This window comes from Amycolatopsis sp. NPDC114484, assembly GCF_055633755.1.
The window spans coordinates 17,572-40,804 of sequence record NZ_JBVKDQ010000004.1 but is presented as its reverse complement, the minus strand read 5'-3'; the positions used below and the strand labels follow the sequence as shown (position 1 = coordinate 40,804).

Annotated in this window: 21 protein-coding genes; 10 read left to right on the top strand and 11 right to left on the bottom strand. The window is 68.9% G+C overall.

Annotated elements, in window-relative coordinates; genetic code table 11:
- Positions 1–125: 125 nt before the first annotated feature.
- From paaE to paaZ, 6 genes are read right to left on the bottom strand one after another with little or no spacing between them, the layout of a single operon-like run.
- On the bottom strand, positions 126–1,202 hold the full coding sequence (gene paaE, locus ACZ7SW_RS12540) for a 1,2-phenylacetyl-CoA epoxidase subunit PaaE (protein WP_470230516.1): 1,077 nt from the start codon (positions 1,200–1,202) through the stop codon (positions 126–128).
- The gene (paaD, locus tag ACZ7SW_RS12535) at positions 1,203–1,730 is read right to left on the bottom strand and encodes a 1,2-phenylacetyl-CoA epoxidase subunit PaaD (RefSeq protein WP_470230515.1); all 528 of its coding nucleotides are present in this window, start codon (positions 1,728–1,730) and stop codon (positions 1,203–1,205) included.
- Positions 1,727–2,584: a 1,2-phenylacetyl-CoA epoxidase subunit PaaC gene (gene paaC, locus ACZ7SW_RS12530; RefSeq protein WP_470230514.1), complete on the bottom strand. Its 858-nt coding sequence runs from the start codon at positions 2,582–2,584 to the stop codon at positions 1,727–1,729. Before paaC ends, paaD begins: the two co-directional genes overlap by 4 nt.
- An 8-nt stretch (positions 2,585–2,592) precedes the next feature.
- A complete protein-coding gene (gene paaB / locus ACZ7SW_RS12525) occupies positions 2,593–2,877 on the bottom strand; it encodes a 1,2-phenylacetyl-CoA epoxidase subunit PaaB (protein WP_009073848.1) in 285 nt (94 codons plus the stop codon).
- Positions 2,874–3,884, bottom strand: a complete 1,011-nt coding sequence (paaA, locus tag ACZ7SW_RS12520; RefSeq protein WP_470230513.1) for a 1,2-phenylacetyl-CoA epoxidase subunit PaaA — start codon at positions 3,882–3,884, stop codon at positions 2,874–2,876. Before paaA ends, paaB begins: the two co-directional genes overlap by 4 nt.
- Positions 3,881–5,950 (bottom strand): phenylacetic acid degradation bifunctional protein PaaZ, encoded by a 2,070-nt coding sequence (paaZ, locus tag ACZ7SW_RS12515; protein WP_470230512.1) that lies wholly within the window; start codon positions 5,948–5,950, stop codon positions 3,881–3,883. Before paaZ ends, paaA begins: the two co-directional genes overlap by 4 nt.
- A gap of 200 nt (positions 5,951–6,150) precedes the next feature.
- On the opposite strand from paaZ, the gene paaI reads away from it, so the two are divergent.
- The 3 genes from paaI to ACZ7SW_RS12500 are packed head-to-tail and all read left to right on the top strand — an operon-like array spanning position 6,151 to position 8,410.
- Entirely contained in the window at positions 6,151–6,546 is a 396-nt protein-coding gene (paaI, locus tag ACZ7SW_RS12510) for a hydroxyphenylacetyl-CoA thioesterase PaaI (protein WP_470230945.1), read from the top strand.
- Entirely contained in the window at positions 6,543–7,823 is a 1,281-nt protein-coding gene (gene paaK, locus ACZ7SW_RS12505; protein WP_470230511.1) for a phenylacetate--CoA ligase PaaK, read from the top strand. Before paaI ends, paaK begins: the two co-directional genes overlap by 4 nt.
- A complete protein-coding gene (locus ACZ7SW_RS12500; protein WP_116206018.1) occupies positions 7,820–8,410 on the top strand; it encodes a TetR/AcrR family transcriptional regulator in 591 nt (196 codons plus the stop codon). Before paaK ends, ACZ7SW_RS12500 begins: the two co-directional genes overlap by 4 nt.
- 4 nt (positions 8,411–8,414) lie before the next feature.
- Here the strand turns inward: ACZ7SW_RS12500 and ACZ7SW_RS12495 are convergent, their stop codons facing one another.
- Entirely contained in the window at positions 8,415–9,425 is a 1,011-nt protein-coding gene (locus tag ACZ7SW_RS12495) for a saccharopine dehydrogenase family protein (RefSeq protein ID WP_470230510.1), read from the bottom strand.
- A gap of 72 nt (positions 9,426–9,497) precedes the next feature.
- On the opposite strand from ACZ7SW_RS12495, the gene ACZ7SW_RS12490 reads away from it, so the two are divergent.
- Positions 9,498–10,445, top strand: a complete 948-nt coding sequence (locus ACZ7SW_RS12490) for a GlxA family transcriptional regulator (RefSeq protein WP_470230509.1) — start codon at positions 9,498–9,500, stop codon at positions 10,443–10,445.
- 1 nt (position 10,446) lies between these two features.
- Here ACZ7SW_RS12490 and ACZ7SW_RS12485 read toward each other — a convergent pair whose 3' ends face one another.
- The gene (locus tag ACZ7SW_RS12485; RefSeq protein WP_470230508.1) at positions 10,447–11,481 is read right to left on the bottom strand and encodes an Lrp/AsnC ligand binding domain-containing protein; all 1,035 of its coding nucleotides are present in this window, start codon (positions 11,479–11,481) and stop codon (positions 10,447–10,449) included.
- 119 nt (positions 11,482–11,600) lie between these two features.
- On the opposite strand from ACZ7SW_RS12485, the gene ACZ7SW_RS12480 reads away from it, so the two are divergent.
- Both ACZ7SW_RS12480 and ACZ7SW_RS12475 read left to right on the top strand, forming a co-directional pair.
- On the top strand, positions 11,601–12,827 hold the full coding sequence (locus ACZ7SW_RS12480; protein ID WP_470230507.1) for a M20 metallopeptidase family protein: 1,227 nt from the start codon (positions 11,601–11,603) through the stop codon (positions 12,825–12,827).
- Positions 12,824–14,137, top strand: coding sequence for an MFS transporter (locus ACZ7SW_RS12475; protein ID WP_470230506.1), 1,314 nt, complete (start codon positions 12,824–12,826; stop codon positions 14,135–14,137). The genes ACZ7SW_RS12480 and ACZ7SW_RS12475 overlap by 4 nt, the downstream gene beginning before the upstream one ends.
- A 255-nt stretch (positions 14,138–14,392) precedes the next feature.
- On the opposite strand, the gene ACZ7SW_RS12470 is transcribed toward ACZ7SW_RS12475, so the two are convergent.
- Complete coding sequence (locus ACZ7SW_RS12470) at positions 14,393–14,683, bottom strand: hypothetical protein (RefSeq protein ID WP_470230505.1); 291 nt, start codon at positions 14,681–14,683, stop codon at positions 14,393–14,395.
- Positions 14,684–14,846: 163 nt separating this feature from the next.
- Between ACZ7SW_RS12470 and ACZ7SW_RS12465 the strand changes: the two genes are divergently transcribed.
- Positions 14,847–15,449, top strand: a complete 603-nt coding sequence (locus ACZ7SW_RS12465; RefSeq protein ID WP_470230504.1) for a TetR/AcrR family transcriptional regulator — start codon at positions 14,847–14,849, stop codon at positions 15,447–15,449.
- Here the strand turns inward: ACZ7SW_RS12465 and ACZ7SW_RS12460 are convergent.
- Positions 15,446–16,462, bottom strand: coding sequence for an AraC family transcriptional regulator (locus ACZ7SW_RS12460; RefSeq protein ID WP_470230503.1), 1,017 nt, complete (start codon positions 16,460–16,462; stop codon positions 15,446–15,448). The genes ACZ7SW_RS12465 and ACZ7SW_RS12460 overlap by 4 nt on opposite strands.
- Positions 16,463–16,541: 79 nt before the next feature.
- On the opposite strand from ACZ7SW_RS12460, the gene ACZ7SW_RS12455 reads away from it, so the two are divergent.
- A complete protein-coding gene (locus tag ACZ7SW_RS12455; RefSeq protein ID WP_470230502.1) occupies positions 16,542–17,633 on the top strand; it encodes a winged helix DNA-binding domain-containing protein in 1,092 nt (363 codons plus the stop codon).
- Between the two features lie 82 nt (positions 17,634–17,715).
- Entirely contained in the window at positions 17,716–19,191 is a 1,476-nt protein-coding gene (locus ACZ7SW_RS12450) for a flavin-containing monooxygenase (protein ID WP_470230501.1), read from the top strand.
- Here ACZ7SW_RS12450 and ACZ7SW_RS12445 read toward each other — a convergent pair.
- Positions 19,163–20,665: a chitinase gene (locus ACZ7SW_RS12445; RefSeq protein ID WP_470230500.1), complete on the bottom strand. Its 1,503-nt coding sequence runs from the start codon at positions 20,663–20,665 to the stop codon at positions 19,163–19,165. The genes ACZ7SW_RS12450 and ACZ7SW_RS12445 overlap by 29 nt on opposite strands.
- Before the next feature lie 126 nt (positions 20,666–20,791).
- Here ACZ7SW_RS12445 and ACZ7SW_RS12440 point away from each other — a divergent pair, with 126 nt between their 5' ends.
- A complete protein-coding gene (locus ACZ7SW_RS12440; protein WP_470230499.1) occupies positions 20,792–23,215 on the top strand; it encodes a Tex family protein in 2,424 nt (807 codons plus the stop codon).
- Positions 23,216–23,233 lie beyond the last annotated feature (18 nt).

Below are 23,233 nucleotides of genomic sequence, written 5' to 3'. Positions count from 1 at the left end.
CAAAAAACAGGGCGAGGGGGTGTTGGTAAGGGCCTTTTTCCCGCCTGAAAAACCACCTCCGCGCCGTAGTCACACTCAGCTTCGGGGTGCCCCCCACGCAACCCACCACCTACGACAAACAACCCTCAAGCATCGAAATCCACCGTAACCCGCTCAGAAACCGGACGCGACTGACAAGTCAGCACAAACCCAGCCTCCACCTCGGCCTTCTCCAACGCGAAATTCCGCCGCATATCCACCGCCCCCTCAGTCACCTTCGCCCGGCAAGTCCCGCAAACCCCGCCCTTGCAAGCGAACGGCAAATCCGGCCGAAACCGCTGCGCCCCATCCAGCACCGAGGATTCCCGGGGCAGATTCATCGTCGTGGACCGACCATCCAGCACCAGCGTCACCTCAGACGAAGCACCGGCGACAGCAGGATCAACATGCTTGACCGGCTCCGGCGGCACCTCGTCCACATAGAACAGTTCCTGATGAACCCGCTCCCCCGGAACCCCCAGCGCCCCAAGAAGATCCTGCGCGGAAGTCACCATCTCGAACGGCCCGCACAGCCAGAAATGGTCAACATCCTCGACCGGCACAATCGACCCGAACAACGCGCTCAACTTGTCCGCATCCAACCGCCCAGTGAACAACTCGGCCTCGCGAGGCTCCCGAGACAGCACATGCACCAGTTCCAGCCGAGCCGGATACCGATCCTTCAAATCCGCCAGATCATCGGCGAACATCACCGTGTCGGTGCGACGGTTTCCATAAAGGACAGTCACCGAAGCATCCGGAGTAGCCAGCAAAGAAGCCGCGATAGACAACACCGGCGTGATCCCAGAACCAGCAGCGATCAGCACGTGGTGGCCACCCGCGGCAAGATCAGGCGTGAACGACCCGGTCGGCGCAGACACCTCAACGGTGTCCCCCGGACGAACCTCGTTGACCAGCCACGACGAGAACACCCCGTCCGGCACCAACCGCACCCCGACCCGAGGCCGCTCCCCCGCCGGGGCACAAATGGAGTACGACCGCCGCTCATCCCGCCCGTCCACCATCCGCCGCAAAGTCAGCGACTGCCCAGGCGCAAAGGCATAGACCGACGCCAGCTCTTCGGGCACGTCAAAGGTAACGGCCACGGCGTCATCACAAAGCCGCTCAACCTCGGCCACCCGCAACGGATGGAACCCGGCACGGCGGGAAACGGTGGCAGTCACTCAAATCTCCTTGACGTGTTCGAACGGCTCCCAGCAAGACCGGCACCGCCGCAACGCCTTGCACGCAGTAGCACCGAACCGGGACTGTTCTTCAGTGTCGAGCGAGCCGCAGTGCGGGCACGCAACACGGTGCACCGGCGGCCCGAGAGTCAACGGAATCGGCCCCGCCGCCCGCCGAGGCGCCGACCCCGGCGGAGCGATCCCGGCCTCAGCCAGCTTCCGCCGTCCGTCCTCGCTGATCCAATCCGACGTCCAAGCCGGTTCCAGCACAGTGCGAATGTCGATCTCGACATACCCCGCACCACGCAACGCGTGCTCCAGGTCGTCCCGCATGGTGTCCATAGCCGGACAACCGGTATACGTCGGCGTGATCGACACCGTGACCCGGCCGTCCTCTTCGGACACTCCGCGCAGCACACCCAGATCCGCGAGCGTCAGCATCGGCAACTCCGGATCGGTGACCGTGGAAGCCACCGCGACCGCGGTGTTGGACGCCGCCTCCGCGGGAAAGAGCACGTCGGCGGTCACCACGACGCCCCAGGCATCGCCCGAGCCACACTCTGCAACTCGGCCAGCAGGAACCCCATCTGCTCGGTATGCACCCCGTCGCGCCCAGTGCGGCCGGAAACCCCGGCGACAGCCCCGATCTCCGGCCGTTCCAACGCAGCCGCCGCCAGCGCCTGCTCCAGCACAGCGTCGAACTCCGGCCGCAACGAAGCGGCATCCACCAGTTCGGCCGGATGCGTCGAGAACAACTCCTCGACATACGGCCACACCGCGGCCAGCCCCTCGGCCATCCGCTCGTGCGACAACGGCGTCCCGTCCCCCAACCGCACCAGCCACTGCGCGGCATAATCCCGGTGATAGGCCAGTTCCTTCACACCCTTGGCCGCGATCGCCGCCAGCACCGGGTCCACACTGGACTCCAGCTGCTGGAACAACGCGAGCCGCCAGGTCGAAAACACGAACAACTGCGCGATCAGGTGCCCGAAGTGCCCGCCGCCCAGCTCGGCCAGCCGCACGTTCCGGAACTCGTTCTCCGCGCGCAGGAACGCGAACGTGTCCTCGGACCGATCAGTACCGTCGGCCTTGCCGGACCGAGCCAGCAGCAACCGCGCCTGGCCGAGCAGATCGAGGCCGATGTTCGCGATCGCGACCTCGTCCTCCAGCTCCGGCGCGTTGCTGACCCACTCCTGCAGCCGGTGCGAGAGGATCAACGCGTCGTCGCCCAGCATCAGGCAGTACGCGGCCAGCCGCGCACCGTCCACTCCGGACGGCACCGAAGTGTCCACCCCGGACAGCGGGTCGGCGAACCCGGTGCCGAACGCCCAACGCGCGTCGTTGTCCTCGGTGATGGCTTCGTAGACGTTGTCGAAAGACATCCCAGACCTCACATATGGGGAACGTTGTCGGGAATGTCGTAGAACGTCGGGTGCCGGTACACCTTGTCCCCGCTTGGCGCGAAGAACGGGTCCTTCTCGTCCGGCGAAGACGCGGTGATGTCCGAGGCGCGAACGACCCAGATCGACACACCCTCGTTGCGGCGCGTGTAGAGATCGCGCGCGTGGTGCAGCGCCATCTCGTCGTCCGCCGCGTGCAGCGAGCCCACGTGCACGTGGTTCAGCCCCCGCTTCCCGCGGACGAACACCTCGTACAACGGCCAGTCGTGCTTCATGCCGAAACCTCTTTCTGTGCCTTCTGGGGCCGAGCCCCAGACCCCGGCCGGTGGGCAAGCCCCCCTGGACCCCCCAACTGCATCTTGGCCGCGTGCGCCGCCGCGGCTTCTCGAACCCAGGCACCGTCGTCGTGCGCGCGCCGGCGGTGCGCGATCCGGTCCGCGTTGCACGGGCCGTTGCCCTTGAGCACGTTCTTGAACTCGTCCCAGTCGACCGCGCCGAAGTCGTAGTGCTCCCGCTCGGCGTTCCACCGCAGTTCCGGGTCCGGGAAGGTCACGCCGAGCGCCTCGGCCTGCGGAACGGACATGTCGACGAAGCGCTGCCGCAGCTCGTCGTTGGTGTGCCGCTTGATCTTCCACGCCATCGACTGCGCGGTGTTCGGCGAATCCGCGTCCGGCGGGCCGAACATCATCAGCGACGGCCACCACCAGCGGTTCACCGCCTCCTGCACCATTTCCCGCTGCTGCCCGGTGCCGCGCATCATGGTCATCAGCAGCTCGTAGCCCTGCCGCTGGTGGAAGGACTCCTCCTTGCAGATCCGGATCATCGCCCGCGCGTACGGCCCGTACGACGACCGGCACAGCGGCACCTGGTTGCAGATCGCCGCGCCGTCCACCAGCCAGCCGATCACGCCGACGTCGGCGAAGGTCAGCGTCGGGTAGTTGAAGATCGACGAGTACTTCTGCCTGCCGGCGATGAGCTTGTCGGTGAGGTCCGCGCGGTCCGCGCCGAGCGTCGCCGCCGCGGAGTACAGGTACAGCCCGTGACCGGCCTCGTCCTGCACCTTCGCGAGCAGGATCGCCTTGCGCCGCAACGAAGGCGCGCGGGTGATCCAATTGCCCTCCGGCTGCATGCCGATGATCTCCGAATGCGCGTGCTGCGCGATCTGGCGGATCATCGTCTTGCGGTAGCCCTCGGGGATCCAGTCGCGCGGTTCGATGCGCTGGTCCCGTTCGATGGTGTGCTCGAAGAGGGCTTCCAGTTCGGGTTCTGCCACAGCGGTCACGGCTGCTCCTTCGAGACGAGGGTGAGCACGTCGTACTTCGCGACCGACTCGCCGTCGGAGTTGGTGACGTCCGCGTCCCAGCGGACTTCGCCGTACTCTTGGTCGATCCGCGGCGTGATCTGCTTGGCCGTCAGGGTGACCGTCAGCGCGTCGCCCTCCTTCACCGGCGTGAGGAACCGCAGGTTCTCCAGGCCGTAGTTGGCCAGCACCGGCCCCGGCTCGGGCGACACGAACAGGCCCGCGGCGAACGAGACGACCAGGTAGCCGTGCGCCACGATGCCGCCGAACAGCGGGTTCGCCGCGGCCGCCGCTTCGTCGGTGTGCGCGTAGAAGGTGTCGCCGGTGAACTCGGCGAAGTGGTCGATGTCGGCGCGGGTGACGGTGCGCGGACCGGCCACCACCGAATCGCCGACCTTCAGCTCGGCCAACGACTTCCGGAACGGGTGCACGTCGTCCTCGATCCGCGGACCGCCCTCGACCCATCGGCCGGTGACGGCGCCGAGCACCGTCGGGCTGCCCTGCACGGCCGTGCGCTGCATGTGGTGCAGCACGCCGCGGATACCGCCCATTTCCTCGCCACCGCCCGCGCGACCGGGTCCACCGTGGACCAGCTGCGGCATCGGCGAACCGTGCCCGGTGGATTCCTTCGCGTCGTCGCTGTCGAGCACCAGCAGCCGGCCGTGGTACGGCGCGACGCCCAGCACGATCTCGCGGGCGAACACCGGGTCGCCGGTCACGACCGATCCGGCCAGGCTGCCGCCGCCGCGCGCCGCGAACTCGATGACCTGCTTGACCGACGTGTACGGCATCAGCGTGGACACCGGGCCGAACGCCTCGACCTCGTGCGGTTCGGCGCGCTCCGGGTCGGCCTTGAGCAGGATCGGCGAGATGAACGCGCCGGTCGCCTCGTCGCCGTCCACGACGTCGACGTGCTCCGGGTCGCCGAAGACGATGCTGCCCGCGTCGAGCAGGGCCTTCAGCGAACGGCGGACCTCCTCACGCTGCTCCAGGCTGGCCAGCGCGCCCATCCGGACGCCTTCGGCGCCCGCCGACGTACTTTTTCCCGCGGAGGCGGCATCAAACACAGGATTGCCGACAATTACTTTCGCGAGCCGGGCACTGACCGCCTCGGCGACGTCGTCCAGCATCTCGGCCGGCACGAACGCGCGGCGGATCGCGGTGCACTTCTGGCCCGCCTTCACCGTCATCTCGGTGGTCAGCTGCTTGACGAAGAGGTCGAACTCCGGCGTGGACGGCCGGGCGTCCGGGGCGAGGATCGAGCAGTTCAGCGAGTCGGCCTCGGCGTTGAACCGCACCGAGTTCCGCACGATCGCCGGGTGCGCGCGCAGCTTCTGCGCGGTGGACGCGGAGCCGGTGAACGACACCAGGTCCTGCGCGGTGACGTGGTCGAGCAGGTCGCCGACGCTGCCCGCGACGAACTGCACCGTGCCCTCGGGCAGGATGCCGGACTCGATGATCAGCTCCACGAGCCGCGCGGTCAGGTACGCGGTCTGGCTGGCCGGTTTGATCAGGCTCGGCACCCCGGCGAGGAACGCGGGCGCGAACTTCTCCAGCGGACCCCAGACCGGGAAGTTGAAGGCGTTGATCTGGATCGCGACGCCCTGCAGCGGCGTGGCGATGTGCTGCGCGACGAACGTGCCGCCGCGGCTCAGCGGCTCGACCGCGCCGTCGACGTACACGGTGTCGTTCGGCAGCTCGCGCTTGCCCTTCGAGCCGTAGCTGAACAGGACGCCGATGCCGCCGTCGATGTCGAACTTCGAGTCGCCGAGCGTCGCGCCCGTGCGCGCCGACAGCGCGTACAGCTCTTCGCGGTGCTCGCGCAGGTGCGAGGCGAGCGCCTTCAGCAGCGCGGCCCGCTGATGGAACGTCAGCTTCCGCAGCGCCGGACCGCCGACGCTGCGGCCGTAGTCGAGCGCGGCGGCGAAGTCGATCCCCTCCGACGAAATCCGGGCCACTTCCTCCCCGGTCGCCGCGTCGTGCAGCGGGGCGCCCTCGCCCGGCGCCGTGTGCCATCCCCCGGAGACGTAGCTGCGGAGCAGAACCATGCCGACCCTCTCGCCGAATTACCAACCGGACGTTCAGTAATTCGCAGGATAGCCGTTCCCCGGGCTGATCGGAACCCCCGCGTTGCTTGACACCGCCCGGGTCGCGGCCTTTACTGGGCTCCAGCCAGGATTACCGGCCGTTCGGTCAGTAAGTCACCATTCCGGAGGGCGAATTCGTGACCCGCAACGCCGCGCACACCATGTTCGACACCGACGAAGCGTCCCGCTCGCTCGGCATCGAACTCGTCGAGGCGGCCGACGGCCGGGCGGTGGCCACGATGAAGGTCACCGAGACGATGGTCAACGGCCACGACATCGCCCACGGCGGTTACGTGTTCCTGCTCGCCGACACCACTTTCGCCCTCGCCTGCAACACGTACGGGCCGGTCACCGTCGCCGCGGGCGCGGAGATCTCGTTCGTCGCCGCCGGAAAACTGGGCGACCACCTCGTCGCGACGGCCGCCGAGCGCACCCGCTACGGCCGCAACGGCATCTACGACGTCACGGTGCACCGGGAAACCCCCGACGGGCCCGAGATCGTCGCCGAATTCCGCGGCCGCAGCCGCGTCATCGAGAAGACCCGGGAAGCACAGTGACCGCAGACCTCGCCGAAACCCTCAGCGCCGACGAACTGGCGTCGCTCCAGCTGGAACGGCTGCAGTGGACCCTGCGGCACGCCTACGAGAACGTTCCGCTGTACCGCAAGAAGTTCTCCGAGGCCGGCGTGCATCCCGACGACTGCCGCGAACTGGGAGACCTGGCGAAGTTCCCCTTCACCACCAAGGCCGACCTGCGCGAGAGCTACCCGTTCGGCATGTTCGCCGTGCCGCAGGACCAGATCCGCCGGCTGCACGCGTCCAGCGGCACCACCGGGAAGCCGACCGTCGTCGGCTACACCGAGGACGACCTGGACACCTGGGCCACGGTGATGGCGCGCTCGATCCACGCGGCGGGCGGACGGCCGGGGCACAAGGTGCACGTGGCCTACGGTTACGGCCTGTTCACCGGCGGGCTCGGCGCGCACTACGGCGCGGAAAAGCTCGGCTGCACAGTGATTCCGGCGTCCGGCGGGATGACCGCCCGGCAGGTCCAGCTGATCACCGACTTCAAGCCGGAGATCATCATGATCACGCCGTCCTACATGCTGACGCTGCTCGACGAATTCGAGCGCCAGGGCGTGGATCCGCGGGCCAGTTCGCTGAAGGTGGGCATTTTCGGTGCGGAGCCGTGGACCGAGCAGATGCGCAGCGAGATCGAAGAACGGTTCGCCCTCGACGCGGTCGACATCTACGGCCTCTCCGAGGTGATGGGCCCGGGTGTCGCGCAGGAATGCGCGGAAACCAAGGACGGCCTGCACATCTGGGAGGACCATTTCTTCCCCGAGGTGATCGACCCGTTCACCGAGCAGGTGCTGCCCGAGGGCGAACGCGGCGAACTGCTGTTCACGTCGCTGACCAAACAGGCGCTGCCGATCATCCGCTACCGCACCCGCGACCTGACCCGCCTGCTGCCCGGCACCGCGCGCCCGGTCTTCCGCCGGATGGAGAAGGTGACCGGCCGCAGCGACGATCTGATCATTTTGCGCGGGGTCAACGTCTTCCCCACGCAGATCGAGGAAATCGTCCTGCGCACCGAGGGGTTGAGCCCGCACTTCCAGCTGGTCCGCTCGACCCGCGGCCGCCTGGACCACCTCACCGTGCGCGTCGAGGCCCGTGCCGACACCACCGCCGACGCCCGGGATGCCGCCGCTGCCGTGGTGGCCGCCGGGGTGAAGGACGGCGTCGGCGTAAGCGTTTCGGTAGAGGTCGTGGATCCGGACACCCTTGAGCGTTCGCTCGGCAAAATGCGCCGCGTACTGGACGAACGCTCGTGACGACCCCCGCCCGTCGCGGCCGGCCCGGCTACGACCTGGAGTCGCTGCTCCAGGTCGCGGTCAAGCTGTTCAACGACCGCGGTTACGACGGGACCAGCATGGAGGACCTGTCGCGCAAGCTCGGCATCACGAAATCCGCGATCTACCACCACGTGCCGAGCAAAGAGGAACTGCTCCGGCTGGCGGTGGGCCGGGCGCTGGACGGGCTGTTCGAGGTCGCGGAGTCGACGGAAGCGCTCGACGGGCGGGCGATCGACCGCTTGGAGCATCTGGTGCGCGGGAGTGTGCTGGTGCTGGCGGATCGGCTCCCGTTCGTGACGTTGCTGCTTCGGGTACGGGGTAATACGAAGGCCGAACGGGCGGCGTTGGCACGGCGGCGCGAGTTCGATCATCTGGTGACGGATCTGGTGAAACAGGCCGAGGCTGAAGGAGATGTCCGGCCGGATATCGACCCGGCGATCGCCGCGCGGCTGCTGTTCGGCACGGTGAACTCGCTGATCGAGTGGTACCGGCCGCGACGGGGATCGTCTCCGGAGGAACTGGCGGACGCGGTGTGCAAGATGGCGTTCGACGGGTTGCGTGCCTAGCGGCTTATTGCCAGACAGCTTCGAAATCGGCGTCAGACTGCGGTATCGCGGCCAGAAAGTCAGCGGCGGCGAATGCCTCGCCCGGGGCGAGTGCGCCCGGGCCGCGGTACCGGCCGTCGAGAAGCCGGACAGTGGCTTCGGCCAGCATCGGCGCGGTCGTGGCGTAGATGTCGCGCCCGGTCGCGGTGCCGCGGCGAGTCTGTGTGCCGGAGCCGGCGGTGACTTCGACGGCGAAGCGCTGAGCCGAGCGTCCGTGCTCGTCGTGGGCTTGCGGGGCCGGGGTGTCCGGGTCGTGGAGGTCGTCGAGCGGGGCGGTGTTCAGCCAGGAGCGCAGTGTCCCCACCTTGAGATGCCGGTCGATCGTCACGACCTCGGAGAAGGGCAGCTCCACAGTGGACTGTGCGCCGATCGGCTCCGGGAAGTCCCACTTGCCGGTCACTGCGGGGGTGGTGACCGGGGCGAGGACGCCGTCGCGGATCACCAGCCGGGTCGCGGTGTTGCGGGCGCCGGTGACCCGGGTTCCCGCCGTGGGCCACCACCGGTCCAGCCCGATGGCGATTTCGACCTCGGCGGCGGACGTCTCGGGACCGAGCACGGCGGTGAGGAGCAGATCGGCCAGCCCGCCGTAGAACGCCATGGCGGGCACTACCGCTGTCCCAGCAGAGCGCGCGGGCGCGTCGAGTTCGCGGTAGAGCTGCTGCACGGCCGGTTGCTCAGCGGTGACGTCCAGGTAGTGAGTGCCGGTCTCGACCGCTGCCGTCGCGAGCGGGAGTGCGGTGTCGAGGAACGGGCCAGCGCAGTTGATCACTACCGCGACGTCGTTCAAGAGCGCCCGCAAACCGGGGCCGTCGTCGACGCTTGCCGCGCGGTGGTCCAGATCCGCGAACTGCGCGAGCCGCGAGAGGCTTCGGCCCGCGACGATCGGCTGAAGACCGCGTCGCAGCAACTCGTCGACCACGAACTTTCCGGTGTGGCCGCTGGCGCCGTAGACCAGGACACGCTGGGAATCTGTCATGGCACTGATTCTGGGCTCTCCCGCGCGCCACTGGTGAGTGTCTGAAAGGACGAGTCGCGTACAGTATCGGACATGCCCCGGCTGGTGCTCGTCCTGCATCAGCACGCGATGCTGTACGAGGTCGCGATCGCGGCCGAGGTCTTCGGCGTCGACCGTTCGGACCTCTCCCCCGACGGCGCCTGGTACGACGTCGTCGTGGCCTGCCCGGACCGGTCGCCGCGACACTGGCTTCCGCATCTGCCCGCGATCGGCGTCTCGGAGATCGGCGAAGCGGCCCCCGATCTGATCGTGGTCCCGTCCACGGATTCTCCCGGCGAGGAGATCGATCCGGCGCTCTCCGCCGCTCTTCGGGAGGCACACGCGAGCGGGGTCCGGATCGCGGCCCTGTGCACCGGCTCGTTCGTCCTGGCCGCGGCGGGACTGCTGGACGACCGGATCGCGACCACCCACTGGATGCACGCCGACGAGCTGGCCCGCCGCTATCCGCGCGTGAAGGTGCGCGCCGACGTGCTCTACGTCGACGAGGGCGACATCCTCACCTCGGCGGGCAAGACGGCCGCCCTGGACCTGTGCCTGCACCTGGTGCGCCGGGACCTGGGCGCGGCGGTCGCCAACGACCTCGGCCGCCGGCTGGTCGTCCCGCCGCATCGGCACGGCGGCCAGGCGCAATTCGTGTCCCCGCCGCCGTCCCCGGACGGTTTCGGCCTGGCGCGCACCGCGGAGTGGGCGCGGTCCCGGCTGGACCAGCCGCTCACGGTCGTCGACCTCGCGCGCCACGCCGGCCTCAGCTCCCGGCAGCTCGCCCGCCGGATGCGCGCCGAATTCGGTTCCGCGCCGCTGAACTGGCTGCACCGGCAACGCCTCGCCCGGGCACAGGAACTGCTCGAGCGCACCGATTCCTCGGTCGACCAGATCGCCGCGAGCTGCGGGATGGGCAGCGCTGCCACCCTGCGCCGCCACTTCCGCGACGCGCTCGGCGTCTCGCCGTCCGAATACCGCGCGACCTTCCGGCTGACCTGAGCTAGGGCGTTTCCTCCCGAGCAGGCGCAGGCATAGTCACCACAAACCCCGTACTGCGCCCCAAATCGTCCAACAGCCACCCCATCCGCTTGACCGTCCGCAGGATCAGCGCCGAATCCACCACCGACAACGGTGCCAGATCCTGCTCCAGGTGCTCCTGCATCCGCATCGACTCCTCGATCGAGCGCATCCACGTAGTCACCAAAAGATTCGCGGGGCCAGGCAAACTCGCCATCTGCCGCACAGTCGGGTTGGCACGCAACCGATCCACGCACGTCGACACGTGCGCCACCGGGACCTGGCACCACCAGTTGACCACGATCGGCGACGGCGTAAGCCCCTGTGCGATCTCGCAGCGGAACGTCAGCGCGTCGGCGCCCAGCAGGTGTCCGAGCTGACGGCGAACAGTCGACACAGGACGTCCGGTGATCCGGGCAAGGTCCGCGGCGCTGCGCCGACCGTCCTCGCCCAGGGCGATGGTCAGCGGGGCGTAGGGCTCTTCCCACGGCTGCAGCTTGGCCAGCCGCCCGCCGCCGATGGACGGTAGTTGCGACAGAGCCTGCACGCGTCGCCTATCCAAAGCGCCCACTCGCCACGAACTGCCCTCGACGTGCAGCCGCGACGCCAGATGCGAGCGCGTGTTGAGCACTCCGGGCAGGCTGGGGATCGCGTCCAGCAGCAGGGCGGACAGATCGCGCAGGCCGAGGCCGAACACCGTCAGCACCACGCTGTATTCGCGCGACGCCTCCTCGATGCTGGCCACCGAAGGCCACGTCGACAGCTCCCGGATCAGCTCTCGCACCTGGCCGCTCGCGCAGCGGATTTCCACGTACGCGGCCTGCACCTGATACAGCCCGGGCACGTGCGGATACGCCGTCACCCAGGCCGCTCCCCCGTCGCGCAGCCGTTCCCAGCGCCGCGCCAGCGTCACCGGGGAGGAGTCGAGTGCCGCGGCCAGTTGCGTCCAGGTGGCGCGGGGGCGCAGTTGCAGCGCGTGGATGAGCGAAAAGTCTTCCTCCTCCAGCGAGTCGATCACTGTTTCTTCTCCAGAGGGCCAGTCCGCGAGCGATTCCGACAACTCTAACCCGATATCGGGCGTCAGTTCGCACACTCGACCACCAAGACGCCGTTCCCCGACGAAGAGGAGCCGAGCCGGTGGACCTCCACGAAGACGCTCGCAGCCAGCAGGACGACCTGGCCCGGCTGCGCCGCGACCTGCACCGCGAGCCCGAGATCGGCCTCGACCTGCCCCGCACCCAGGAACGGGTCCTGCGCGAACTCGACGGACTCGGCCTTGAGGTCTCCACCGGAACCGGCACGACGTCGGTGACCGCGGTGCTTCGAGGCGAAGGCTCGGCCCGGGATTCGGCTCAGCCGCGCACGGTCCTGTTGCGCGCGGACATGGACGCGCTCCCGGTGCAGGAGGCGACGGGGCTCGACTTCGCCGCCACCAACGGCGCGATGCACGCGTGCGGCCACGATCTGCACACCACGTCGCTGGTCGGGGCGGCTCGATTGCTGCACACGCACCGCGACCGGCTCAACGGCGATGTCGTTCTGATGTTCCAGCCTGGCGAAGAAGGCTGGGACGGCGCGGGCGTAATGCTGAAGGAAGGCGTGCTCGACGCTGCTGGCCGACGCGTGGACGCCGCGTACGGGCTGCATGTCTTCTCATCGATGCTGCCGAGCGGCCAGTTCGCGAGCCGCCCCGGGACGCTGATGTCCGCTTCGCATAAGCTGCTCGTGACCGTGCACGGCGAAGGCGGCCACGGTTCGATGCCGCACCGCGCCAAGGACCCGATCTCGGCCACCGCAGCGATGATCACCGCGCTGCAGACGATGATCACGCGGCGGCTGGACATCTTCGACCCAGCAGTGCTCACCGTCGGCGTCATCCGCGGCGGCACCAAGCGCAACGTCATTCCCGCGACCGCTGAGTTCGAGGCGACCGTCCGCTGCTTCTCCGACGACACCGCCGCTCTCCTCGACACCGCCATCCGCGAGACGATCGACGGTGTCGCGCGGGCGAACGGCGTCACCGCGGACGTCGTCTTCGAGAACGAATATCCAGTGACCGTAACGGATGTCGACGAGACGGCGTTCGGTGCCGAGGTCGTCCGCGAGACGATCGGCGAGCAGTACTACACCGAATTGCCCAATCCGGTCGCCGGTTCCGAGGACTTCTCCCGCGTGCTCGCCGCGGTGCCGGGCACGTTCCTCGGCCTCGGCGCGCTGATGCCGGGCCTCGAACCGCACACCGCGCCCAACAACCACAGCCCGTACGCCGATTTCGACCCGTCCGTGCTGTCCCGCGCCGCCACCGTCTACGCCGAACTCGCCGTCCGCCGTCTCGACCGTTTCGCCGAAGGAGCACTGCGATGACTTCTGTGGTCCCAGACCGTCGCCGCACCCTGTTCGGGCTCGGTGCCGGCAACGCGATGGAATGGTTCGACTGGAACGTCTACGCCACCTTCGCGTCGTTCTTCGCCGCGCAGTTCTTCAACGCCCACAGCGCGGTTTCGGCCCTGCTGAGCACGCTGGCGGTGTTCGCGGTCGGGTTCGCCGCGCGACCGGTCGGCGGGTGGGTGTTCGGCTGGATCGCCGACCGCAAGGGCCGTCAGCTGGCGATGTCGCTGACCGTCGCGATCGCCGCCGCCGGCAGCCTGGTCATCGGCCTTTCCCCCACGTACGGCCAAATCGGCGTGTGGGCGTCGGTGATCCTCGTCGTCGCGCGGCTGGCACAGGGCCTCGCGCACGGCGGCGAGCTGCCGTCCGCGCAGACCTACATCGCCGAGGTCGCCCCGCCGGCCCGGCGCGGGTTGTGGTCGAGCCTGATCTACTTCTCCGGCACCTGCGGTGTCCTCGTCGGCACCCTGCTGGGCGCGGTCCTCTCCGGTGTCTTGACGCACGAGCAGATGCTGTCCTTCGGCTGGCGCATCCCGTTCATCCTCGGCGGCGTCTTCGGGATCTACTCGCTCTACGTGCGGCTTCGCATGCGAGAGACCGAGGTGTTCCAGGCTTCGAAGAAGGACGCGTCGAAGGAGAAGGGCCAGATCTGGCAGACGATCAAGCAGAACCCGAAGCTGCTCGCGCAGGTCGTCGGGCTGACGGTCGGCGCGACGGTCATCTATTACATGTGGGCCGTCGCCGCGCCGTCGTACGCGATCACCGTGCGCGGCGTCGCCCCGACCGGCGCGCTGTGGGCGGGCGTGTTCGCGAACGTCGTCTTCCTGATCGCCTTGCCGTTGTGGGGAATGCTGTCCGACCGCATCGGCCGCAAGCCGGTGTTGTTCATCGCGATCGCGGGCCTGCTCGTGCTGAGCTTCCCGCTGAACGCGATGGTCGGGCACGAGCCGTGGCAGCTGTTCGTGGCGATGTCGATCGCGTTGCTGTTCATGGCCGGGTTCTCCTCCATCGGCCCGGCGGTCTACGCGGAGATCTTCCCGACCCGCATCCGCGCGATCGGCGTCGGCGTGCCGTACTCGATCGCGGTCGCGGCGTTCGGCGGCACGGCACCGTACTTGCAGACGCTGTTCGCCGGGAACGGGCATCCGTCGCTGTTCATCATCTACGGAATCGTGCTGATGGTGATCAGTGCGCTGGTCGTGTTCACGCTCCCGGAAACCCGGGGGGTGGATCTGCGCGAGAAGACGGAGACGGTCGACCGGGCGGTCACCGGATCAGGAGCGTAAGGCGGGGCAGGGCTTCAGCGTGATGGCGTTCGCCGAGCGCTGAAGCCCGCCGAATGGATGTTCCCGGTTCGCGGATCATCCATAGTGGACAGTTCCTGGCGAGGAAGCGACTCCGAGCAGGTGCTGGCCGCCGCTGACTGGCACTCTCCCGGCAGTCGACAGCCTGGACGCACCAGACCAACGGCGGCTGAGAAGTCCGTGAGGGGAACCCTGAGGGAATCTGATTCCCTCAGGGTTCCCTTCACAGACCGCTGGTCAGCTGTCCGACTGGGTCTCGCCGAGCTGCCACCACAGCGCCGTCCGCAGCTGCTCGATCAGCGCCTCGTCGTCCTCCTCGCTCGGCTCGGCTCCCAGCGGGATCCACCGCTCCCCCACCAGTTCGCCGTCGTCGTAGCTGCTGATCAGTATCCCCGGATACGACACCGTCAGCTCGTCCTCCGGGCAGCCGGTCGCGCACGGCCGGTCGTCCATCCGGACGTGCCGGTAGTGCAACCGCACCCCGACCCACCGGCCGGACGGCCGCGGCTGCTGATCCGTGCCGTTCATCGCCCGCTCCCGCTCGCCCCACGTCCCCCGGCTGAAGGTCGCGGCCGGGGCGGCCGGAGTTACCGGCCGGTTGTTCCGGTTGGGTAACGGCATCCGGCGGCAGCGCCGCCACGCGGCCCGCTCCGTGTTGACAACGACCTCGCCCGGCGGCGAGGCTGGCCCGGTGAGCAGCGGACCCCGGCGGCGGCTGGACCCCGCGCAGCGCCGGGCCGAGATCCTCGCCGCGGCCAGGCGCTGCTTCGGCGCGGGCAGCTACTCCTCGGTGTCCACTTCGGACATCGCGGCGGCCGCGGGGGTCGCCCGGCCGCTGATCAACCACTATTTCGGCGGCAAACGCGAGCTGTATCTCGAAGTGGTGCGGCAGATGACGATCGTGCCCGCCCCGGTCGTCGACGCGCTGCCGGACGGCCCGCCCCGGCTGCGCCTGGAGATCGGCATCGACCGGTGGATCGACGTGGTGGAACGCAACCGCGACGCCTGGCTCACGGTGATCGACGCGGCGCACGACCCGGAGGTCGAGCGGATCATGCGGGAGGCCGACGAGATCGCCGCCGACCGCGTGCTCGCCGCCGCCCTGCTGCCCGCGAACGGACATCCGCAGCTGCGGGCGATGATCCGCGCGTACGGCGGGATGCTGCGCGCCGCGTCGCGGGAGTGGCTGGTCCGCGGCACGCTGGAGCGGGCCGAACTGCGCGCGTTCCTGGTGGAATCGCTGGTGCAGCTGCTGGAAGTCACCTATCCGGCGGTATTGGCGCAAAAGAACTAACGGTTGCGGCGCGCGTACGCGGCCGGAGTCGTCCCGGTCCAGCGTTTGAAGGCGTAGATGAAGCTCGACGCTTCGGCATAGCCAAGGCGCAGCGCGACATCATCGACGGACAGCACGCCGGTGTCGAGCATTTCCTCGGCGAGCGTCTGGCGGACTTCGTCCAGGAGCTGGCGGTAACCGGTGCCCGCCTCGGTCAACCTCCGGCGCAGGGTTCTCGTGCTGAGCGTGAGCTGGCGGGCGATCTCGTCCATCCCGGCGTCCGCGCCGCCGAGCCGCACCAGCCGTTCCCGCACCAGCTGCGGGACTCCCGAGCGCGTGCGGCGGCGGGCCACGAGCGCGTCGCACTGCGCGGCGCAGAGCGCGACGGTCTGTTCGTTGGCTTGCGGCAACGGAAGGTTCAGCAGCTCAGGATCAAGGGTGACCTGATGTTCGGCCGCCCCGAAAACCGGGTTGATCCCGAAGGCCGTCGAATACGCGTCCACAAAGGACGAGGACGGGAACCGGAACTCCAGCCGTTCCAAGGAGATCTCCGGCAGGAGATCCCGCATGACGGTGCAGATCGCGGACAGGTCGCGCAGCGCGAGGAACCGCGCGACGTCTTCCGGGACCCGCGAATCGTCCAGCACCAGGCGAAGTCCGGCGGCGTCGAGCTCGACGTGCGGAATGCAGAAGGTGAAGGACAAATCCAGGTACCGCAGGGCGAACACCATCGCGTCGCGCATCGTCGGGCTGCTGATGCAGGCGAAGCCGAAGATGCCGAACGTCGTCGCCCGGTACCGGCAGCCGAGGCCGAGCGCGACGTCGTCGTCCGGCCCGACCGTCGCCAGCAGCGCGCGCACGACGGCCAGTTCCTGCCGAGCGTCGAGCTGCCGGTCCGGCGCGCGCAATTCCTCGACTGGCACGCCGGGCAGCGTGACGCCGTGTTCCTCGGCGAAGCGGTGCATGAGCAGCACACTCGCCGTGCCGCGCGGGTAATCCCAGTCGCGGATGGCGGGTGCGGCTAGCTCGGCCATGACCGGAATTATGGATCAACCGGCCGTCCGCGTGCGATCGAGGGCCAAAACTGTCCGGGTTGCTCGTTAAGCTCCCGCCGTGCACCTTTCCCACCGCCTCCTCAACCGCGCGACCCTCGACCGGCAACTGCTCCTGAAACCCGGCAAGATGCCGGTTCTCGACGCCGTCACGCACCTCGCCGGGCTGCAAGCGCAAGCGCCGTTCCCGCCGTACTACGCGCTGTGGTGCCGGTTGGCGGGCTTCCAGCCGGACGATCTCGCCAGCCTGCTGCTCGACCGCAGCGTGGTGCGGATGGTGCTGATGCGCGGCACGGTGCACCTCGTCCCCGCCGCCGACGCGCTCGCTTGGCGTCCGCTGGTCCAGATCGTCATGGACCGCGCTCTGACGGCGGCCAACCAGCACCGGGAACCGCTGTCCAAGCTCGATCACGACGCGGTGGCGAAGACGACCGCCGAACTGCTGCGCGAGCGGCCGTATTCGAGCGATCAGCTCGGCAAAGCGCTGGCCGAGCACTATCCGGAGACTCCGGCCGCGTCGCTGATGTTCCTGGTCCGCGCCGTGCTGCCGCTCGTGCAGATCCCGCCGCGCGGCGTGTGGGGCAAGGCCGGGCAGCCGACCTACCAGGTCGCGGACCACTGGCTCGACGGCGTCGCCGCGCCGGAGCCGTCCGCCGCCGAACTGGTTCGCCGCTATCTCGCCGCGTTCGGCCCCGCGACGGTGGCCGACGTGCAGGCTTGGGCTGGCGTCACGAAGCTCGGCGAGGTGGTCGAAGAGATGGACCTGCGCACCTACCTCGATCCCGAAGGCCGCACGCTCTACGACCTGCCGGACGCCACGCTGCCCGACGAGGACACGCCCGTTCCGCCGCGGCTGCTGGGTCCGTTCGACCAGACTCTGCTGTCCTACGCCGACCGCACCCGGATGATCAGCGACGAGCATCGCAAACGCGTGATCACTATCAACGGCCTGGTCAAAGGCACCCTGCTGGTCGACGGCCGCGTCCGCGGGAGCTGGGAAACCACGACCACGCGCGAGTCGGCGACGATGGTCCTCACACCGTTCGAGCGCATCTCGAAACGCGACACGGCCGCGCTGGAGAGCGCCGGGCGGAAGCTGCTCGCGTGGGCCGAGCCCGGCAAGACGCACGAGGTCCAGCTCAGGAGCGAGTAACCGCGACCCGCTGGCCGGAATTCTCGATCGAGTGGCCGTTCGTGCCCTTCCGCACCGGCGGCCGCCTGCGTAGCTTCGGCCTATGGACGACACCCCGTCGGTGCTGGTAGTGGGCACCGGGTTCGGCGGAATCGGCGCCGCGATCGAGCTGAAGCGCGCCGGTTTCCCGAACGTCACGATCCTGGAGCGGGCGACCGAACCGGGCGGCGTGTGGCGCGAGAACACCTACCCCGGCGCGGCCTGCGACATCCCGTCGCCGCTGTACTCGTTCTCCTTCGAGCCCAACCCGGACTGGCCGAAGCGGTACGCGATGCAGCCGGACATCCACGCCTACCTCAAGCGCGTGATCGCGAAGTACGGCATCGAACCGCACATCCGCTACGGGCGCGAGGTCACGTCCGCGACCTACGACAACGGCCGCTGGCGCGTCGAGACCGCGCGAGGCGAGACGTTCGAGGCAGACGTCTTCGTGCCCGCCGTCGGCCAGCTCTCCCGGCCGGCGTGGCCGTCGATCCCCGGCCGGGAAGGTTTCGCCGGCGCGGCGTTCCACTCGGCTGAGTGGAATCACGAAATCCCGTTGGCGGGCAAGCGGATCGCGGTGATCGGCACCGGCGCGAGCGCGATCCAGTTCGTCCCGGAGATCCGCAAGGAAGCCGCGCACGTCACGGTCTTCCAGCGCACGCCGCCCTACATCATGGCCAAGAACGACGGCCGCTACGCAGCCTGGCAGAAGCGGCTTTTCCGCCGGCTGCCGAAGACTCAGCTGTTCGGCCGCGCCCGGATCTTCCTGCTCGCCGAGTACGCGACCTACGGCATGACGCGGTATCCGTTGCTGACCAAGATCTTCGAACTGCGCACCGCCCAGCTGCGCCGCCGTCATCTCAAAGACCGCGCACTGCGCCGCAGCGTGAAGCCGGACTACCCGTTGGGCTGCAAGCGGATCTTGTTCACCAACGACTACCTGCCCGCGCTCGCGCAGCCGAACGTGAGCGTCGAAACGTCCTCGATCAAGGAAATCACCCCGCGCGGCGTGCGCACCGCGGACGGTGTAGAGCACGAGGTCGACGTGCTGATCTACGGCACCGGGTTCAAAGCGACCGAATTCCTCGGCCCGATGAAGGTGCTCGGCCGCGACGGCCGGTCGCTGTCCGAGGCGTGGCGCGGCGGCGCGCGGGCCTACCTCGGCATGACGGTGCCGGGATTCCCGAACTTGTTCTGCGTCTACGGCCCCAACACCAACCTCGGGGCCGGTTCGATCATCTACATGATCGAGCGGCAGGCCCGCTACCTCCGCCAGGCCGTCGAACACCTCGCCCGGCCGGACGTGGCGTCGCTGGAGGTGCGCGCCGAAGTCGAGGACCGCTACGACCGCGAGGTGCAAGCACGGCTCTCGCACAGCGTCTGGAGCGGTTGCACAAGCTGGTACCGGCAGGAAAACGGCCGGGTGAGCACCAACTGGCCCGGGCTGGTCACCGAATACGACCGCCGGACCAGGGCACTCGACCCGGCCGACTACCTGGTGCGTTCGATCAGGGCAGGTTCTTCAAGCCCGCGCTGACCGTGTTGGAGAAGGAGTACCCGTTGGACGCGTCCCAGTTGATGGACCAGGTCATCGCGCCGCGGAACTCCGGATAGGTCGCCGACGGTTTGAAGGAAGCACAGCCGGTGCCCTTGGCCATGCAGTTCATCGCCGACACGACGTTCGACGGCGACTGGTACCCGCCGCCCGCCGCCGAGCCCGAGGACGGCAGCCCGAACGCGACCTGGTCGGCTCGCAGGCCGCCCTGCAGCTGGATGCACGAGAGCGCGGTGAGGAAGTCGACCGTGCCCTGGGAGTAGACGTTCCCGTTGCAGCCGTTCATCGCGCCCGAGTTGTAGTACTGCATGTTGACGACCGTGAGGATGTCCTTGATGTTGAGCGCCAGCTGGAAGTAGCCGCCCTGGGTGGACTGCATGTCGATCGTCTGCGGCGCCATGGTGATCACCGAGCCGCCGCCGTCGTGGATGCTGCGCAGCGCCTGGCCCATGTAGGTGGCGTTGATGCCGTTCTCCAGGTCGATGTCGACGCCGTCGAAGCCATACGTGGAGATCAGCTGCTTCACCGAGCTGGCGAAGTTGCTCGCCGAGGAGCTGTCGCCGACGCTGATCGTGCCCTTCTCGCCGCCGACCGAGATGATCACTTTCTGGCCGCGCGCCTGCACGGTCTTGATGTCGGCGCGGAACTGCGCGTCGGTGTAGCCGCCGAGCTTCGACGACAGGGCCGGGTCGAGCGTGAAGCTCACCGCGCCGGGCGTGGTGGTGGCGTCGGCGAAGGCGATCGCGATGACGTTGTACGTCGTGGGCACGTCAGCCAGCTTCAGCGTCTTCGCGCCGTTGTCGAAGTTCTGCCAGTAGCCGGTGAGGATGTGCTTCGGCAGGTCGCCGTTGTGCGGCGGGGTGCTGGTCGTGGTGGTCGTCGTCGGCGACGTCGGGGTCGTCGGCGTGGTGGACGTCGGCGAAGTCGGCGCCGTGGACGTCGTGGGCGGAGTGCCCGGGCCGTCGAGGTTCACGTCGTCGGCGAGGTAGGCCGGCTGGCCGTACCAGCCGTGCAGGTACACCGTGAGGCTCGTGGACGAGCCGGTGGTGAAGCTCAGGCTGAGCTGCTGCCAGCCGGTCGCGCCGGGCGTCCAGGTGTTCTGCGCCGCGGAGCCGGAGACGCCGAGATAGACGTAGCTGCCCTGGACCCACGCGGACAGCTTGTACGCGGTGTTGGGCTGCACAGTGACCTGCTGGGAGCACTGTGCGGTGTCGGAGCCCGACGGCGCCGCACTCAGCGAGTGGCTGCCGTCGTGCGCCTGGGTCGAGACGACCGACGCGGTTCCGGTGCAGGTCCAGCCGGAGAGCGCGCCGCTCTCGAAGCCGGGATTGGCGAGGATGTTCGCGGCCGACGCGCTGCCGGTGCCGAGCGCGAGCGTGACGCCGAGCGCGAGCGCGACCGAGGCCAGCAGGGACACCAGGGCAGGCAGCCGCCGGGGGGACGGGTGTGGGGACACGGGCAGACCTCCGCATGGGCAGTGAGCCAGATCACCTCAAAATGGACTAGACCAATACGGATGTCAAGGAACTTCCGGAGGTGCTTCGGCGGGCCATCCGCAGCGGGCCGGGCGGGCAGCGGCACAATGCAGGCTCGGAGCAACCCGAGACGAAGCAGGAGCCTGGTTTTGAGCGTGCAGTCGGTCGAGCAGCGGATCGCCGAAGAGCTGGGGGTGCGCGAAGGGCAGGTCAAGGCCGCCGTGACCCTCCTCGACGAGGGGTCCACGGTGCCGTTCATCGCCCGGTACCGCAAGGAAGTCACCGGAGAGCTGGACGACGCGCAGCTGCGCACGCTCGAGGAGCGGCTGCGCTACCTGCGCGAGCTCGACGAGCGCCGCGGCGCGGTCCTGGAGTCCATCCGGAGCCAGGGCAAGCTGGACGAGGCGCTCGAGGCGCAGATCCTCGCCGCGGACACGAAGTCGCGGCTGGAGGACATCTACCTGCCCTACAAGCCGAAGCGGCGGACCAAGGCGCAGATCGCCCGCGAGGCCGGTCTGGAGCCGCTGGCCGACGGCCTGCTGAGCGACCCGTCGACCGACCCGCAGGCGGCCGCCGCGGTGTTCATCGACGCCGACAAGGGCATCGCCGACGCGCAGGCCGCCCTCGACGGTGCGCGCGCCATCCTGGTCGAGCGCTTCGCCGAGGACGCCGACCTGATCGGCGAGCTGCGCGAGAAGATGTGGACCGAGGGTCACCTGACGTCGAAGGTCCGCGCCGGCAAGGAGACCGACGGGGCCAAGTTCTCCGACTACTTCGACTTCTCCGAGCCCTACACCAAGCTCCCCTCGCACCGGATCCTCGCGATGCTCCGCGGCGAGAAGGAAGAGATCCTCGACCTCACGATGGAGCCTTCCGAACCGGTCGCCGAGGACGCCCCGGTCCGCGTCGGCCCGACCGAGTACGAGCAGCGCATCGCCGCCCGGTTCGGGATCAGCCAGCAGGACCGCCCGGCGGACAAGTGGCTCGGCGACACCGTGCGCTGGGCCTGGCGCACGAAGATCCTCCTGCACCTGGGCATCGACCTGCGGATGCGGCTGCGCCAGTCGGCCGAGGACGACGCCGTGCGCGTGTTCGCGGCGAACCTGCGCGATCTGCTGCTGGCCGCCCCGGCGGGCACCCGCGCGACGATGGGCCTCGACCCGGGCTTCCGCACCGGCGTGAAGGTGGCCGTGGTCGACGCGACCGGCAAGGTCGTCGACACCCACGTGATCTACCCGCACCAGCCGGCGAACAAATGGGACCAGTCGATCGCCGAACTGGCCGTGCTGGCCGGGAAGCACAACGTCGACCTGATCTCGATCGGCAACGGCACCGCCTCGCGCGAGACCGACAAGCTGGCCATCGAGCTGATCAAGAAGCACCCGGAGCTGAAGCTCACCAAGGCCGTCGTGTCCGAGGCGGGCGCTTCGGTGTACTCGGCGTCGGCGTTCGCTTCGCAGGAACTGCCCGGCATGGACGTCTCGCTGCGCGGCGCGGTCTCGATCGCGCGCCGGCTGCAGGACCCGCTGGCCGAACTGGTGAAGATCGACCCGAAGTCGATCGGCGTCGGCCAGTACCAGCACGACCTGTCCGAGGTGTCGCTTTCGCGTTCGCTGGACGCGGTGGTCGAGGACTGCGTGAACGCGGTCGGCGTGGACGTGAACACCGCTTCGACGCCGCTGCTGACCCGGGTTTCGGGTATTACGACGTCGCTCGCGGAGAACATCGTGGCGCACCGCGACTCCAACGGCCCGTTCCGCTCGCGGACCGCCCTCAAGGACGTCGCGCGGCTGGGCCCGAAGGCGTTCGAACAGTGCGCGGGCTTCCTCCGCATCCCGGACGGCGACGACCCGCTCGACGCGTCCTCGGTGCACCCGGAGGCGTACCCGGTGGTGCGGCGGATCCTCGACCGCACCGGCAGCGGCATCCGCGAGCTGATCGGCAACGCGCGGACCCTGCAGGCGCTCAAGCCCACCGAGTTCGTCGACGAAACCTTCGGTCTCCCGACGGTCACCGACATCCTGTCCGAGCTGGAGAAGCCGGGCCGCGACCCGCGTCCGGCGTTCAAGACCGCGACCTTCGCCGAGGGCGTCGAGAAGATCGGCGACCTCAAGCCGGGTATGCGGCTGGAGGGCGTGGTGACGAACGTGGCGGCGTTCGGCGCGTTCATCGACGTCGGCGTGCACCAGGACGGCCTCGCGCACGTTTCGGCGCTGTCGAAGAACTTCGTGAAGGACCCGCGCGACGTCGTGAAGCCGGGCGACATCGTCAAGGTGAAGGTGCTGGAGGTCGACGTGCCGCGCAAGCGGATCTCGCTGACCCTGCGCCTGGACGACGAGCCCGGCGCGGGCAACAACCGCGGCGGTGGCGGCGGCCGTGATCGTGGCCAAGGTGGTCAGGGCGGTCAGGGCGGCGGCGGTCAGCGCCGGAACCAGCCGCAGCAGCGCGGTGGCGGCGGCCGGGACCGTCGCGATTCCGGCGGCAACGGCTCGATGGCGGACGCGCTCCGGCGGGCCGGATTCGGCAAGTAGCCCAAACGGAAAACGGCC